The sequence below is a fragment of the Massilia sp. FBCC-B171 genome (assembly GCF_059134155.1).
The window spans coordinates 1914153-1930248 of the sequence record NZ_CP101443.1; the positions used below are offsets into that span (position 1 = coordinate 1914153).

Consider the following 16096-nt stretch of genomic DNA (forward strand, 5'->3'; position numbering starts at 1 on the left):
ACATGTCCCCGGTTCTTCTTTTCTGCATCCTCATCGGCTATTTCGCGCTCCTGCTGGGCGTCGCCTGGGTCACCTCCCGCAACGCCAACAACGACAGCTTCTTCATCGGTAACAAGAGCAGCAACTGGATGCTGGTCGCCTTCGGCATGGTCGGCACGACCTTGTCCGGCGCAACCTTCATCAGCGTGCCCGGCGCCGTCGGCAAGGATGCCTTCGGCTATGGCCAGATCCTGATCGGCTATGTGTTCGGCTATATCGCGGTGGCCTACATCCTGCTGCCCCTGTACTACCGCCTGAAACTGACCTCGATCTACCATTACCTCGACGTGCGCCTGGGGCGCCGCGCCTACCAGAGCGGGGCCGGCTTCTTCATCGTTTCGCGCCTGCTCGGTTCGACCGCGCGACTTTACCTGGTGGTGAACATCCTGCAGGCCATCATTCTCGATAGCCTCGGCATCCCGTTCTGGGCCACGACCCTCGTGATCCTGGCCATGATCCTGATGTACACCTACCAGGGCGGCGTGAAAACCATCGTCTGGACCGATACCCTGCAGACGAGTTGCATGCTGTTCGGCCTGTTCGCCTGCGTCTGGTTCCTGCTCGATGCACTGGACATGTCGGTGTTCGAAAGCCTGAACCAGATGCAGTCGCAAGGCCTGGCACGGATCTTTACCTGGGATTTCGACAGCCCCAACTTCTTCTGGAAGCAGTTCATCGCCGGCATCTTCATCGTGCTGACCATGACCGGCATGGACCAGGAAATGATGCAGAAGACGATCTCGGTGAAAACCCTGGCCGACTCGCAAAAGAACCTGCTCAGCCTCACGGTCGTGCTGGTGGTCGTGCTCTCGTCCTTCCTGTTCCTGGGCGGGCTGCTCTACCTGTACGCGCCGCTGGCGGGGCTCACGGCCAGCGGCGACAAGATCTTCCCGGCAGTCGTCATGGGCCATTTGCCGGCGGCGGTGCAGATCATCTTCCTGATCGCGCTCGTCTCGGCCCTGTTCCCGAGCGCCGACGGGGCGATCACGGCGCTGACCTCCACCTTCTGCATCGACATCCTCGGCATCAAGCGCCGCCCCGATCTCGACCAGGCAGGGCAGGAGCGCCTGCGCCGCCACGTCCACTTGGGTTTTGCCGCGCTGTTCCTGGTGCTGGTGCTGGGCTTCAAATGGATCGACGAGCCGAGCATGATCGTGGTGATCCTAAAGCTGGCCGCGTATACCTACGGGCCGCTGCTGGGCCTGTTCGCCTTCGGCATGCTGACGCGGCGCACGCTGACCGACCATCTGGTGCCGTTCGTGACGATCGGCGCGCCGATTCTTTGTGCAATTCTTGAGTTCAATCAGCAATATTTGCTTGGGAGCTATCGCTTTGGTCTTGAACTGTTGATGGTCAATGGCATACTCGTATACACCGGCCTGTTTGCGATTTCGCACAAAGAGGCGGCAGACAAACACGCGCTGATTGCTGACCTACCTTCGGCCTGACCTTCTTTAATAAAGTGGAGTTCCGATGTCCTTCAAGCCCTTGACTTCCCTGCGCCGCGGATTCGGCATGTTCTGGCGTGGCCTGGATGCCACCCGCCGCTTCGTGCTCAACATGCTGTTCCTGGCCATCGTGATCGCCTTGCTGGTGGCGATGTTCAGCGGCGGCGTCAAGCCGCTCGGCAACAAAACCTCGCTCGTGCTGGAATTGCGCGGCGACCTGGTCGAAGAGCACAGCGGCGACCTGCGCGATGCCTTGCTCTCGAACGTAGGCGGCGAGACGCGCCGCATGATCGAGCTGCGCGACCTGCTGGTGGTGCTCGACGCCGCCGCCAAGGACAAGAACATCGGCAGCGTCTACCTGATGCTCGACGAGTTCGACGTCGGCGGCCTGGCCATGCTGCACGAGGTCGGCGCGGCGATCGACCGCGTCAAGGCGGCCGGCAAGCCCGTCATCGCCTGGGGCGGCAGCTTCGACCAGAAGCGCTACCTGCTCGCTTCGCACGCCAGCGAAGTCTATGTGCACCCGATGGGCATGGTCCTGATCGAAGGCTTCGGCCGGCACCGCAATTACTACCGCGACGCGCTCGACAAGCTGGGCGTGACGGTCAACCTGATGAAGGTCGGCACCTATAAAAGCTTCGCCGAGCCTTACATCAGCAACGGCCCCTCGCAGGCGGCGACCGAAGCCGATACCTTCCTCTACGGCGCGCTGTGGGAAGGCTATACGGCGCAAGTCGAGAAGAACCGCAAGCTGTCCAAGGGCGCCATCGCACGCGGCGTCGAGCAACTGCCGCAGCTGATGGAAGCGGCGGGAGGCAATGCGGCCCAGGTGGCGCTGCGCGAAAAGCTGGTCGACGGCATCAAGACGCGCGATGAAGTGCGCGCCATGATGATCAAGCGCGGCGAGTACGAAGAATCGATCAAGAGCTTCCGCCAGGTCTCCTTCGGCGACTACCTCGCGCGCCACCCGCAGAAGAACTTCGGCGACGCGGTCGGCGTGATCGTCGCCTCTGGCGAAATCACCGAAGGGCAGGGCGGCCCGGGCGTCGTCGGCGGCGTTTCGACCGCCAACATGATCCGCCGCGCGCGCGAAGACGACGACGTCAAGGCAGTCGTGCTGCGCGTCGATTCGCCCGGCGGCAGCGCCTACGGCTCGGAGCTGATCCGGCGCGAACTGGAACTGACGCGCGCGGCCGGCAAGCCGGTCGTGGTCTCGATGGGCAATGTCGCCGCCTCCGGCGGCTACTGGATCGCCATGGCGGCCGACGAAGTCATCGCCGACCCGGCCACCGTCACCGGGTCGATCGGCGTGTTCGCGATCCTGCCGACGGCTGACAAGGTGGCCGACAAGCTGGGCGTGCGCACCGCCGGCGTCACCACCACCTGGCTGGCCGACGCCTACAACCCGCTGCGCCCGCTCGATCCGCGCTTCGGCCAGCTGATCCAGGCCAGCATCAACAACGTCTACCGGGAGTTCACCACCCGCGCCGCCGCCGCGCGCAAGACGACCCCGGCGAAGATCGACGAAGTCGGCCAGGGCCGGGTCTGGACCGGCGTGCAGGCCAAGGAACGCGGCCTGGTCGACACGCTCGGCAGCTATGGCGACGCGCTGCGCTCGGCCGCCAAGCGCGCCAAGCTGGGTGACGACTTCCGCGTGGCCTATGTCGAGCGTCCGGGCTCGAGCCTGGAGCGCTTCCTGTCGATGCTGGGCGTGTCTGCCAGCCAGGCCGTGAATATCCAGGTCAAGCTCGGCGTGCTGCCGGACGCCTTGCCGGCCGGTGCCGTGGCCGGCGTGGTGAAAGACCTGGGTTTCCTGTCGGAGCTGGCCGACGGCAAGAAGCCGTTTGCGGCCGTGACGCATTGCCTGTGCGAATTGCCTTGAGCATCGCGCGTAAAGGCGTGTAGCGGGTTTGTATCGGTTGTTACAAATCCCGCAGGACCCCGAACGGGCGCCGGATCACTCCGGCGCCCGTTTTTTCATGCATCCGCGCGCTACGTCTACCTATGGTGTAAAGGGGTGTAAAGACCAGGCTTCATCTTGCTTCCTGCGCTGAAATTCACCTCAGCGCTATGTACGTTACGAAACATATCCTTGCGGCGTGCCGTGCTACATTCCGAGCAAATTACTTGTGAATTTGTCAGCAAGCACGAAGAACATCAAGGACGAGCATGGACTCCACCGTTTCCCCGAACAAAACCCCGACCCCGACCCGCAACAAGAAGCGCGGCAAGCTGATCGGCTCCATCGTCGCCGTACTGGCCATGGTGGCGCTGGCCGCCCTGGCCTGGCACCTGACCCACCGCACGCCGCAAGGCGCCGGAGCGGCCGGGCCCGGCGCTGCCGGCGCGGGGGCGCGTGGCGGCGCGGGTGCCGGTGGCGGGCCTGGCGGCGGGGGCGGCGGCGGGGGCGGCGGGCGGCGCGGCGCGCCGGCCACCACGGTCGGGGTCGCGACGGCCGAACAGGTCGACATCCCGGTCACGCTCGAAGCGCTGGGCACGGTGACCCCGGCGGCCATCGCCACCGTGCGGCCGCAAGTGTCGGGCGTCCTCCAGAAGATCAACTTCACCGAAGGCCAGCTGGTACGCGCCGGCCAGGTGCTGGCCACGATCGACCCGCGCTCGTCCGAGATCGCGCTGCTGCAGGCCACCGGCCAGCGCCAGCGCGACGAAGCCCAGCTGGAAAGCGCGCGCCTGACGCTGTCGCGCTACCGCACCCTGCTCGAACAGGACTCGATCGCGCGCCAGGAAGTCGACACCCAGGCCGCCCTGGTCAAGCAGCTCGAGGCGACCGTCAAGACCGACACCGCGGCCGAGAACCTCGCGCGCCTGAACCTCAGCTACACCCAGGTGAAAGCCCCGATCGCGGGCCGCGTCGGCTTGCGCACGGTCGACATCGGCAACCTGGTCGGCAGCAGCGATGCCGCCGGCATTGCCGTGATCACCCAGTTCTCGCCGATCGACGTCGAATTCGCGGTGCCGCAAGACCAGGTGCCGGAACTGCAGGGCCGCATCGCCCAGAACGCGACGCTGGCCGCGACCGCGCTCGACCGCACCCGCAGCACCGCGCTCGCCACCGGCCGCTTCAAGGCGCTCGACAACCAGGTCGACGTGCAGACCGGCACCGTGCGCGCCAAGGCGCGTTTCGAGAATACGGACAACAAACTGTTCCCGAGCCAGTTTGTGAACCTGCGCCTGCAGGTGCGCACGATCGAGGATGCCGTCGTGGTGCCGGTGAACGCGCTGCGCCATGGCGCGAACGGCGACTTCGTGTACGTGCTCAATCCAAAGGAAAAGACGGTTGCGCTGCGCACGGTGACGCGCGGGCAGGCCACCGGCGACAAGGTGCAGGTGGCCACCGGCCTGAAGGCGGGCGAGCAGGTGATTACGGAAGGCGCCGACCGCCTGAAGGATGGCGCCAAGGTGACCTTGCCGGGCGATCGTCCGGCCGCAGGCGGCGCCGGCGGCCGCCAGGGTGCGCAAGGTGCGCAGGGCGAACGTCCACGCCGCCAGCAGCGCGAGGGAGCGGCGCAATGATGGCCCTTGTCGGGCACGAGGTGCATCGATGAGCCCCTCCGGCCCCTTCATCCGCCGTCCGGTCGCCACGGCCCTGCTGATGCTGGCCATCGTGCTGTCCGGCCTGGTCGGCTACAAATTCCTGCCCCTGTCGGCGCTGCCCCAGGTCGACTTCCCGACCATCCAGGTGCAGACCCTGTATCCCGGCGCCAGTCCCGAGGTCATGGCGCGCACGGTCACGGCGCCGCTCGAGCGCCAGTTCGGGCAGATGTCGGGCCTGTCGCGCATGAGTTCCACCAGCGCCGCCGGTGTTTCGGTCGTCACCCTGCAGTTCGGCCTGGGCCAGACGCTGGATGTGGCCGAGCAGGAAGTGCAGGCCGCCATCAACGCGGGCGGCTCGCTCCTGCCGGCCGACCTGCCGGCGCCGCCCGTCTACGCCAAGGTCAATCCGGCCGACGCGCCGGTGCTGACGCTCGCGATCACCTCGGACACCGTGCCCCTGACCGAAGTGCAGAACCTGGTCAACACGCGCCTGGCCCTGAAAATCAGCCAGGTCTCGGGCGTGGGTCTGGTCTCGCTCTCGGGCGGGCAGCGTCCGGCGGTGCGGATCCAGGCCGATACCGAGGCCCTGGCGACGTACGGCATGGGCCTCGATTCGCTGCGCACGGCGATTACGGCGGCCAACGCCAACAGCGCCAAGGGCAGCTTCGACGGCCCCACCCGCGCCTACGCGATCAACGCCAACGACCAGCTGGTGACGGTCGACGACTACAAGAACCTGATCGTCGCCTACCGCAACGGCGCACCGGTACGCCTGGGGAATGTGGCGCGCGTCGTCAACAGCGCCGAGAACGTGCGCCTGGGCGCCTGGGCCAACCTGAAACCGGCCATCATCCTGAACGTGCAGCGCCAGCCGGGCGCCAACGTCATCGCCACGGTCGACGCGATCAAGGAACGCCTGCCGGAACTGCAAGCGGGCTTGCCGGCCTCGCTGCGCCTGGACGTGCTGTCCGACCGCACCACCGGCATTCGCGCCTCGGTCGAACACGTGCAGATCGAACTGCTGCTGGCCGTGGCGCTGGTGGTGCTGGTGATCTTCGCTTTCCTGCACAGCATCCGCGCGACCGTCATTGCCAGCCTGGCGGTGCCGATCTCGCTGATCGGCAGCTTCGGGGTCATGTATTTGCTCGGCTACAGCCTGAACAACCTGTCGCTGATGGCGCTGACGATTGCCACGGGCTTTGTCGTCGACGACGCCATCGTCATGATCGAGAACATCGCGCGCTATATCGAGGAGGGCGAAAAGCCGATGGCGGCGGCCATCAAGGGCGCGGCGCAAATCGGCTTTACGATTATCTCGCTGACGGTGTCGCTCATCGCGGTGCTGATTCCGCTGCTGTTCATGGGCGACGTGGTCGGGCGCTTGTTCCGCGAATTCGCTGTCACGCTGGCCATCACGATCCTCATTTCGGGCCTGGTCTCGCTGACCCTGGTGCCGATGATGTCGGCGCGCTGGCTGCGCAGCCATGAAGAAGAAAAACCCGGCAAGTGGGCCGTCAAGACCCAGGCTTTTTTTGACCGCGTGATCCGCCAGTACGACCGCGGCCTGGACTGGGTGCTGCTGCGGCAGGGCTTGACCTTGATTGTCGCCGTCGCCACGATGGCGCTGACGGCGCTGATGTGGGCCTTCATCCCGAAAGGCCTGTTCCCGACCCAGGACACGGGCCAGCTGCAGGCACGCGTCGAGGCGCGGCAGGCGATCTCGTACGAGCGCATGGCCGAAATGCAGCAGGCCGCCGCGAAAGCGATTCTGGAAGATCCGGAAGTGGAGTCTTTAGCCTCCAATGTCGGAGTGGATGCCGCGAACAACACGATGCTCCACACCGGCACCATGCTGATCAACCTGAAACGCGACCGCGATGGCGACCCGATTGATATCATGACGCGCCTGAAGCGCCGCGTGGCGAACGTCGCCGGATTGACGCTCTACCTGCAGCCGACCCAGGACCTGACCATCGACGCCGAGAGCGGCCCGACCCAGTACCGTGTGTCGCTCGAGGGCGCCGACAATGCCACCGTGATCCAGTGGGCGAACAAGCTCGTGGCGCAAATGGCGCGCCAGAAGCAGCTGCGCAACGTCACCACCGACGCCGGCGCCATGGGTGCGGCCGCGGTGGTGCACATCGACCGCGATACCGCCTCGCGCCTGGGGATCACGGCCTCCACCATCGACGACGCGCTCTACAGCGCTTTTGGGCAGCGCATCGTCTCGACCATTTTCACGGAAACCAACCAGTACCGCGTGATCCTCGAAGCGCAGCAGGACGAAGCGATGTCGCTGCAGGCGCTGAGCCGCCTGCAGCTGCGCACCAGTTCCGGCGAACCGACGCCCTTGTCGGCGGTGGCGACGATCCGCGAAGAGCAGGCGCCGCTGCAGGTGACCCACGTGGCGCAGTACCCGGCCACGACCATCGGTTTCGACACCAGCAGCGGCACCTCGCTCGGCCAGGCGGTCGATGCGATCCGCGCCGCGGCAGTCGACATCAAGATGCCCGCTTCCGTCACCCTGAGCTTCCTCGGCGCCTCGGGCGCCTACGAAAACTCGCTGTCGAACCAGCTGTGGCTGATCCTGGCCGCCGTGGTCTGCGTCTACATCGTGCTGGGCGTGCTGTACGAGAGCTACATCCACCCGCTGACGATCCTCTCCACCTTGCCCTCGGCCGGCGTCGGCGCGCTGTTGGCGCTCTGGGTCACGGGGCAGGGCCTGGGCGTGATCGGCATCATCGGCATCATCCTCCTGATCGGCATCGTCAAGAAGAACGCGATCATGATGATCGACTTCGCGATCGAGGCCGAGCGCGACCAGGGCAAGACGCCGCTGGAAGCCATCCGCCAGGCCGCACTGCTGCGCTTCCGGCCGATTTTGATGACGACGCTCGCCGCCCTGTTCGCGGCGGTGCCGCTGATGCTGGGCTGGGGCGAGGGCGCCGAGCTGCGCCGGCCACTGGGCCTGGCCATCTTCGGCGGCCTGATCGTGAGCCAGATGCTGACACTCTTCACCACGCCGGTGATCTATCTCGCCTTTGACCGTGTGTCGCGCCGCTGGAGCGGCAAGGCGCCGGCCAAGCCGAGTACCAAACGCGAGGTTGGCGCATGAATTTGTCGAAGCCCTTTGTCCAGCGCCCGATCGCGACCGTCCTGCTGACGCTCGGACTGGCGCTGGCCGGCATCGGCGCCTTCTTCGTGTTGCCGGTCTCGCCGCTGCCGCAGGTCGACTACCCGACCATCTCGGTCTCGGCCTCGCTGCCTGGCGCCAGCCCCGAGACCATGGCCAGCAGCGTGGCCACGCCCCTGGAACGACGACTCGGCACCATCGCCGGCGTCAACGAAATGACCTCGAACTCGGGCAGCGGCTCGACCCGCGTCAGCCTGCAGTTCGACCTGAACCGCAAGATCGACTCGGCCGCACGCGAAGTGCAGGCCGCGATCAATGCCGCGCGCGCCGACCTGCCGTCGACCCTGCGCAGCAATCCGACCTACCGCAAGGCCAATCCCTCGGACCAGCCGGTGATCATCCTGGCGCTCACTTCCAAGTCGCGCACGCCCGGCCAGATCTACGATTCCGTCTCGAACATCGTCCAGCAGCGCCTGGCCCAGGTGCCGGGCGTGGGCGAGGTCGAGATCGGCGGCGGCTCGCTGCCGGCGGTGCGGGTCGAACTCAATCCCTATCAATTGAACCGCTACGGCGTCTCGGCCGAGGACGTGCGCGCCGCCATCCAGTCGAGCAATCCGAACCGCCCCAAGGGTGCGCTGGAAGGCAACGGCAACCGCCTGCAGATCTATTCGCAGACCGACACCGCCACCGGCGGGCGCACGGCGGCCGACTACCGCGGCCTGGTCGTGGCCTGGCGCGAGAACGCCGCCATTCGCCTGCAGGACGTGGCAGACGTCATCGACGGCCCGGAAAACATCAATACCCTGGGCCTGTTCAATGGCGAACCGGCGGTGATCGTGCTGATCACGCGCCAGCCGGCGGCCAACGTGATCGAGACGGTCGACGGCGTGCGCGCGCTGCTGCCGTCCCTGCAGGCGCAACTGCCCGGCGACGTGACGCTGCAGGTGGCGTCGGACCGCACCAACTCGATCCGCTCCTCGCTGCACGAAATCGAATTCACGCTGCTGCTCTCGATCCTGCTGGTGGTGCTGGTGGTGAGCGTGTTCCTGCGCAGCGTACGCGCGACCATCATTCCGGCGGTGGCGACGATCGTGTCGCTGCTTGGCACCTTCTGCGTCATGTATTTGCTCGGCTTTAGCCTGAACAACCTGTCGCTGATGGCGCTCACGGTGGCCACCGGCTTCGTGGTCGACGACGCCATCGTGGTGCTGGAAAACACCGCGCGCCATATCGAGGCCGGCATGGACCGCATGCAGGCGGCCCTGGTCGGCGCGCGCGAAGTGGGCTTCACGGTGCTCTCGATCAGCCTGTCGCTGGTGGCGGTCTTCATTCCGCTGCTGTTCATGGGCGGGCAGGTGGGGCGCCTGTTCCGCGAGTTCGCGGTCACCTTGTCGGCGGCGGTGATGATTTCGCTCGTCATTTCGCTGACCACCACGCCCATGATGTGCGCCTGGCTGCTGAAGAAAGGCCACACCATCGAGCGTCCGCCGGGGCGCCTGGCGCGCTGGGCGGAGCGCGGCTTCGACTGGATTCACCGCGTCTACGAGCGCGCGCTCGACTGGGCCCTGGGCAGCATGGGGCTGGTGATGGTCATCCTCGTGTTCACGATCGGCTTGAACTACTTCCTGTTCACCAGCATCCCGAAAGGCTTCTTCCCCCAGCAGGACACCGGCCAGATCAGCGGCGGCATCCGCGCCGACCAGAGCATCTCTTTCCAGGCGATGCAGGGCAAGATGACCCAGCTGGTCAACATCATCAAGCGCGACCCTGCGGTCGACACCGTGGTCGGTTTCACGGGCGGCGGCCGTGCAGGGGGCGGCTTCATGTTCATCAACCTGAAACCCGCGTCCGAACGCACCGACAAGGGGCAAGCCGTGATTGCGCGCCTGCGGCCCAAGCTCGCGCGCGTGACGGGCGTCTCGCTGTTCCTGAACCCGGTGCAGGACTTGCGCATGGGCGGGCGCTCGAGCAATTCCACTTACCAGTACACGCTCAAAAGCGACAACGCCGGCGACCTGAAGGAGTGGGCGGCAAAACTGGCAGACGCCATGAAGCGCCAAGCCCCACTGGTCGACGTCGATACCGACCAGGCCGAGAACGGCGTCGAGATGTACGTCACCATCGACAAGGACAGCGCCGCGCGCCTGGGCATCAACACGCGCGACGTCGACAATGCGCTGTACAACAACTTCGGCCAGCGCCAGGTATCGAAGATCTACGGTGAACTCAACCAGTACAGCGTGATCATGGGCGTGGCGCAGAAGTATGCGCAGTCGCCGCAAGCGCTGAACGACGTCTACGTGCCGGCCAGGCCCACGGCCAGCACCACTGCGACGACGGCAAGCAGCGGCACGCCGGCGCCGGCCTCGAACCTGACCGCCACGCGCGACGCCTCGAGCGGCTCGGCCCTTTCAAACAGCGTCACGACCATGGTGCCCTTGTCGGCGATTGCCAGCTTCGCCGAGAGCGCGACCCCAACCTCGGTGAACCACCAGGACGGCGAACTGGCAACCACCGTGTCCTTCAACCTGGCCGACGGCGCCAACCTGGAAGACGGCAAGGCGGCGGTGAAGCAGGCCGAAGCCGACATCGCCATGCCGTCCAACGTGCGCGGCAGCTTCGAAGGCACGGCGCGCGCCGCCGAGGAGTCGAGCAAGGAGCAGCCCTTGCTGATCCTGGCGGCGATCGTCGTCATCTATCTCGTGCTCGGCATCCTGTACGAAAGCCTGATCCACCCGATCACGGTGCTCTCGACCTTGCCCTCGGCCGGCGTGGGCGCGGTGCTGGCGCTCCTGATGTTCAACATGGAGTTCTCGATCATCGCGCTCATTGGCGTGTTCCTCCTGATCGGCATCGTCAAGAAGAACGCAATCCTGATCATCGACTTCGCGCTCGACCTCGAACGCGCGAAAGGCGTCTCGGCCCTGGAGGCCGTGCGCGAGGCCTGCCTGCTGCGTTTCCGCCCGATCCTGATGACGACCCTGGCGGCCGCCCTGGGTGCACTGCCGCTGGCGGTCGGCTTTGGCGAAGGCTCGGAATTGCGCCAGCCGCTCGGCATCGCCATCATCGGCGGCCTGATTGCCAGCCAGCTGCTCACCCTGCTCACCACGCCGGTCGTCTACGTCCTGCTCGACAAACTGCGCCGCCGCAAGCCCGACGAACACGAGCTGGCGCGCCATCCACGCGAGGACGAGGCAGTACCCTCCATTTCGAAATGAGAATCCGCATGCGACAACACACGACGATCCGACTGACCCTGCTGATGCTGGCCTTGAGCCTGGCCGGCTGCGCCGTCGGCCCCGCCTATCAGCGCCCGAGCGCGCCAGAATCCGCCTCCTTCAAGGAGCTGGAAGGCTGGGTGCCGGCCGTGCCCGCCGATGCGCTCGAACGCGGGCCCTGGTGGCAGCTGTTCGGCGACCCGGTACTCGACCGGCTCGTCTCGAGCGTCGAGGTCTCGAACCAGAACGTGGCCCTGGCTGTCGCCAACTATGCGCAGGCGCGCGCCGCCGTCGCCCAGCAGCGCGCCGCGCTGTTCCCGACCGTCTCGCTTGGCCTGTCGGGCGAACGCGCCGGGGTGCGCAACCAGGGCGCGGACACCAGCTATCGCCTGAACCTGGGCGGCAGCTGGGAGCCCGATGTCTGGGGCCGCCTGCGCGCCGGCGTCACCAGCGCCCAGGCTGGCCTCGAGGCCAGCGCCGCCGACCTGGCCAGCGCGCGCCTGTCGAGCCAGGGCGAGCTGGCATCGAATTACTTCAACATCCGCGCGCTGGACGCGCTGAGCGGCTTATTGGTGCGCACGATCACGGGTTACGAGCGCGAACTGCAGATCACGCAGAACCGCTTCAACGTCGGCATCGCCGCCCGCACCGACGTGCTGCAGGCGCAGACCCAGCTGGCCAATGCGCGCAACGACGCCCTTACGTTGACGCGCCAGCGCGCCCAGTTCGAGCATGCGATCGCGATCCTGGTCGGCAAGGCGCCGAGCCAATTCGCGCTGGCGCCAAGCCCGGACTGGCGCGTCGCCGTGCCCGAAGTGCCGGTCGGCGTGCCGGCCACGCTCTTGCAGCGCCGTCCCGACATCGCCGCCGCCGAACGCGACGTCGCTGCCGCCAACGCGGAAATCGGCATCGCGCGCGCGGCCTATTTCCCGAACATCGGCCTGTCCGGTGCGCTCGGGACCGGCGGCAGCCGCGTGGGCGACCTGTTCTCGGCCTCGAACGCGGCCTGGTCCTTCGGCCTGTCGGCGGCGCAGACGCTCTTCAATGCCGGCGCCACGCGCGCCAGCGTGCTTGGGGCCGAGGCGCGCCACCAGGCGGCGGTCGCGCGCTACCGCCAGACGGTATTGAATGCCTTCGCCGACGTCGAGGACCAGCTCACGGCCACCCGCATCCTGGCCCAGCAGCAGGACCTGCGGCGCGAGGCCTCGGCCGCGGCCGACCTGGTCGAGCAGCAGATCATGAACCGCTACCGTGCCGGGCAGGTGGGCTATACGGAAGTGGTGCAGGCCCAGTTCACGGCGCTCAATGCGCGCCGCTCGCTGGTGCAGGTGCAGGCCGACCGCCAGACGGTGGCGGTGGCGCTGATCCAGTCGCTGGGAGGCGGGTGGCAGGTGGGCGCCCAGCCTTGAACTGCCTGCGCCCGTCCCCATCTTGACTGCTTGACCACTCGAGCCGGGCCAGCCATGTTCTTCTTCCGTCACCCCAAGAGCGTCGTCGACCCGCGCGCGGTCGCCATGCTGGTGGTGCAGCAAAAGGCCACGCAGGCCGTTTCTCGTACCTTGATCGTGGTCGACAAGCCGTCCGGGCAGGCGACGCACCACGTACCGCCCACGGGCCCGGACAAAAGAAGGCCCTGAGCGCTCCTGCACAGCCTCACTCGAAAACACCTGCACGCATGCATTCGGGATAGCGCTGACCGGTCATCTTGATCTGACGTAAGAGTTGGCGGTACTAGTCCTTGTATCGTGACAAACTTCCCTCCCTTTCCGTAGACAAACTTTTGTCTTTCGGCAGCGTACAGCGTCGTACGGCGGGAGCGCCTTCTTCGGGAGCTTGTCATGGGCATGGCAATGTCGGCACAAATCACTGCTGCCTTGGCAGAATTTTCAAGCAAAACCCGGCTCTACGAGCTTAACCTCGACAGCGACGCCGGACGGAACGGGACGAGCGAATGGCTTGTGGAAGCCTTTGCCGCCGATGATGCACTTCAGGTTATCGCCGCACGTGATGTGATCGCCCTGTCCACGAGCGCCCACGTCGCGCTGAAATTCTTGCTGGGACAAGCTGCCTCACTGGCAATCAGCCTGGCCGATGGAACCCGCACCGCTTTCGCCGGCGTGATCAGCGAGGCGGCAATGCTCGGCAGCGACGGTGGACTCACACGTTACCGGATACGCATTTCGCCGTGGATGTGGCAACTGGCCCAAGTACGCAACAGCCGGGTGTGGCAAGAGAAGACCGTGACTGAAATCGTCGACTCGGTATTCGCCGCCTACCAGCCACTGGCGAAATGGCGCTGGAGCGACGAAACCGGTCCCTTCCTGGCGGACGCGATGCGGCGCAGTTACTGCTGCCAGTACCGCGAATCGGACCTCGACTTCGTGCGCAGGATCTTGACGGAGGAGGGATTGTGCTGGCGTTTCGAGCAGGCCGAAAGCGGCCCAGGCGTGGTCCTGTTTGCGGACAGCAGCAATCCGGACGCCATACCAGAGGATATCAGTAGTGCGGCCGGGGGCAGCGTGCGTTACCACGGTGCGCGCTCCAGTGAGCAGTCCGACACCGTGCAGGCGCTGATCGCCCAGCGCCGCCTGCACGCGTCGCTCGTGACCGTGCTCGCCAGCGACTACAAGAGCAAGCGGGCGGTCGCCGCCGGTTCGCCGTCGCACGTCCGTCATGGCAAGCATCTCCCGCTGCTCGAATCGTTCGACGTCCCAGGCCAGTATGCGTACGCGAATCGGCAACAGGCGCAACACTATGCAGATTTGCGGATGGAAGCACTGGAAGCGCGCGGACAGGTCTGGCGCGGACGTTCTACCGTCCGCACCCTGCGCGCCGGGACCAGGATGACCGTCAGCGGCATGCCCATCGGGCGGGGCGATCGTCGAGCAGCGTTCACACTGGTGCGGGTGACCAGCTTTGTTGTGAACAATCTTCCGCCGCTTGCGCAGCAGGCACTGGCCGAGCTGTTCGGCCCGATTTCCGAGCTGCTGGAAGAGATTGTGCGGGGGGACGAGCGTGATGAGCTTGCACTGGCGATCGCGCAGGCGCGCGAGTCCGGCTACGCGAATTGTTTCGAAGCGGTCCCTGTCGATTTGCTTTGGCGGCCAGGACTGCCGGGCGGAGACGATAGCCAGTGCAAGCCAAGCGCGCACGGCTCGCAAACCGCGATCGTTATTGGCGCCGACGGCGCCGATGTCCCCAACGGCGCCCACGAACTTTATTGCGACCGTCTGGGCCGTGTGCGAATACGCTTTCATTGGCAGGACAGTGGCGCTGCCTCGTGCTGGGTGCGCGTCGCCCAGCGTTCGGCCGGCGGCGGAATGGGCAGCCAGTTCCTGCCCCGCATCGGCCAGGAGGTGCTCGTGCAATTCCTGGAAAATGATATCGACCGGCCGATCATCGTCGGCACCCTCTACAACGGCCGAGGGGACGGTGGCGTGGCCCCGACCCCAGGCGGACAAGTGTCTTCCTCGAGCGACCTGTCGTGCTTTCAGCGGGCTCACGACCATGCGCCGTCGGGGCAGGGCAATCTCGCGGGTGGCAACAGTCCGGTGTGGCATGGTGCATCGGGAGACAGCGCAGGCCATCGTAACGCCGCAGCCCAATGGGGAGTGCGCAGCAAGGAGTTCGGCGGCCTCGGTTACAACCAGCTGCTGTTCGACGACACCGATGGACAGGGCCGGATTCAGATCAAGAGCAGCTGCGCGGCAACGGAGCTCAATCTTGGCCACCTGATTCATGCGGCCGATAACTACCGGGGCAGCTTCAGGGGGCTGGGCGCCGAGTTGCGGACCGATGCCTTTGGCGCCCTGCGGGCGGGAGCCGGACTGCTGGTGACGAGCTATCGGAGCCAGCACAGCGCATCCTCGCGCGACCCGGCAGGTGAGAACACGGGGGGCATCGGTCTGCTGAAGCAGGCCTGCGTGATGGCCGAGACCTTCCATTCGGCGGCGCAGACGCACCAGGCCGTCGGGCTGGCTACCCACCTCGGCGCTGCCAGGGCAAAGACGAGTGCGCTGGACGACAAGGCCGCGCCGCTCCCGGCCCTGCTTGCCGCACTCTCAGGCATGGTGGACAGCGGGACGCTCGATGCAGCCAGGGCCGACGCGAGTGCAAAAAGCACCAGCGCCGCCGGCGGCAAGCTCCCCCATTCAACCGACCCGGTCATCGCCATTGCCGCGCAAGGGGGCTTCGGCGCATGCGCCAGCCAAAGCCTACAACTGGCAAACGGCGAAATAGTGACCCTCATGAGCGGACAGGACACGCAGTTCGTAAGCGGCGGACAGATGCGTGTGCACAGCGGACAGGCCATCGGCTTGCTCGCGGGCGCGGTGAAGGCCGGCGAGGGTGGAATTGGACTGCAACTGATCGCCGCAAAAGAAGCGATCGAAATGCAGGCCCAGGCCGACGAACTGAAGGTACAGGCGCGCGACGAGATCGATGTCATCAGCGCGAATGCGCATATCGACTGGGCCGCGGCGAAGCGCATCAGCCTGTCCACGGCAGGGGGCGCGAATATCACGATCGAAGGCGGGAATATCACTGTGCAATGCCCCGGCAAGATCAAGGTGCATGCCGGGAAAAAGAGCTTTAACGGACCCGCGAAGCTCAGCTATCCGATGCCTGCGCTGCCAAGCAGTATTTGTGTCGAGTGCCTGAAGAAGGCACTTGCGGCTGGTTCAGCCTTCTCCCTGGTGGAATAG

At 66.0% G+C, this 16096-nt stretch carries 8 protein-coding genes; all 8 read left to right on the forward strand.

The window, feature by feature from the left end:
• Positions 1-2: 2 nt before the first annotated feature.
• The 8 genes from NMB41_RS08730 to NMB41_RS08765 all read left to right on the forward strand — a co-directional run bounded on the left by NMB41_RS08730 (position 3) and on the right by NMB41_RS08765 (position 16096).
• Positions 3-1487, forward strand: a complete 1485-nt coding sequence (locus tag NMB41_RS08730) for a sodium:solute symporter (RefSeq protein WP_494382072.1) — start codon at positions 3-5, stop codon at positions 1485-1487.
• 25 nt (positions 1488-1512) lie between these two features.
• Positions 1513-3369 (forward strand): signal peptide peptidase SppA, encoded by a 1857-nt coding sequence (sppA, locus tag NMB41_RS08735; protein WP_494382073.1) that lies wholly within the window; start codon positions 1513-1515, stop codon positions 3367-3369.
• A 287-nt stretch (positions 3370-3656) separates the two neighbouring features.
• Positions 3657-5021 carry an efflux RND transporter periplasmic adaptor subunit gene (locus NMB41_RS08740; RefSeq protein WP_494382074.1) on the forward strand — a complete coding sequence of 455 codons (1365 nt, stop codon included), beginning with the start codon at positions 3657-3659 and terminating at the stop codon, positions 5019-5021.
• A 28-nt stretch (positions 5022-5049) separates the two neighbouring features.
• On the forward strand, positions 5050-8157 hold the full coding sequence (locus NMB41_RS08745) for an efflux RND transporter permease subunit (RefSeq protein WP_494382075.1): 3108 nt from the start codon (positions 5050-5052) through the stop codon (positions 8155-8157).
• Complete coding sequence (locus NMB41_RS08750) at positions 8154-11393, forward strand: efflux RND transporter permease subunit (RefSeq protein ID WP_494382076.1); 3240 nt, start codon at positions 8154-8156, stop codon at positions 11391-11393. The genes NMB41_RS08745 and NMB41_RS08750 overlap by 4 nt, the downstream gene beginning before the upstream one ends.
• An 8-nt stretch (positions 11394-11401) precedes the next feature.
• A complete protein-coding gene (locus tag NMB41_RS08755; RefSeq protein WP_494382077.1) occupies positions 11402-12802 on the forward strand; it encodes an efflux transporter outer membrane subunit in 1401 nt (466 codons plus the stop codon).
• A gap of 54 nt (positions 12803-12856) precedes the next feature.
• Complete coding sequence (locus tag NMB41_RS08760; protein ID WP_494382078.1) at positions 12857-13030, forward strand: hypothetical protein; 174 nt, start codon at positions 12857-12859, stop codon at positions 13028-13030.
• 201 nt (positions 13031-13231) lie between these two features.
• A complete protein-coding gene (locus NMB41_RS08765; protein ID WP_494382079.1) occupies positions 13232-16096 on the forward strand; it encodes a type VI secretion system Vgr family protein in 2865 nt (954 codons plus the stop codon).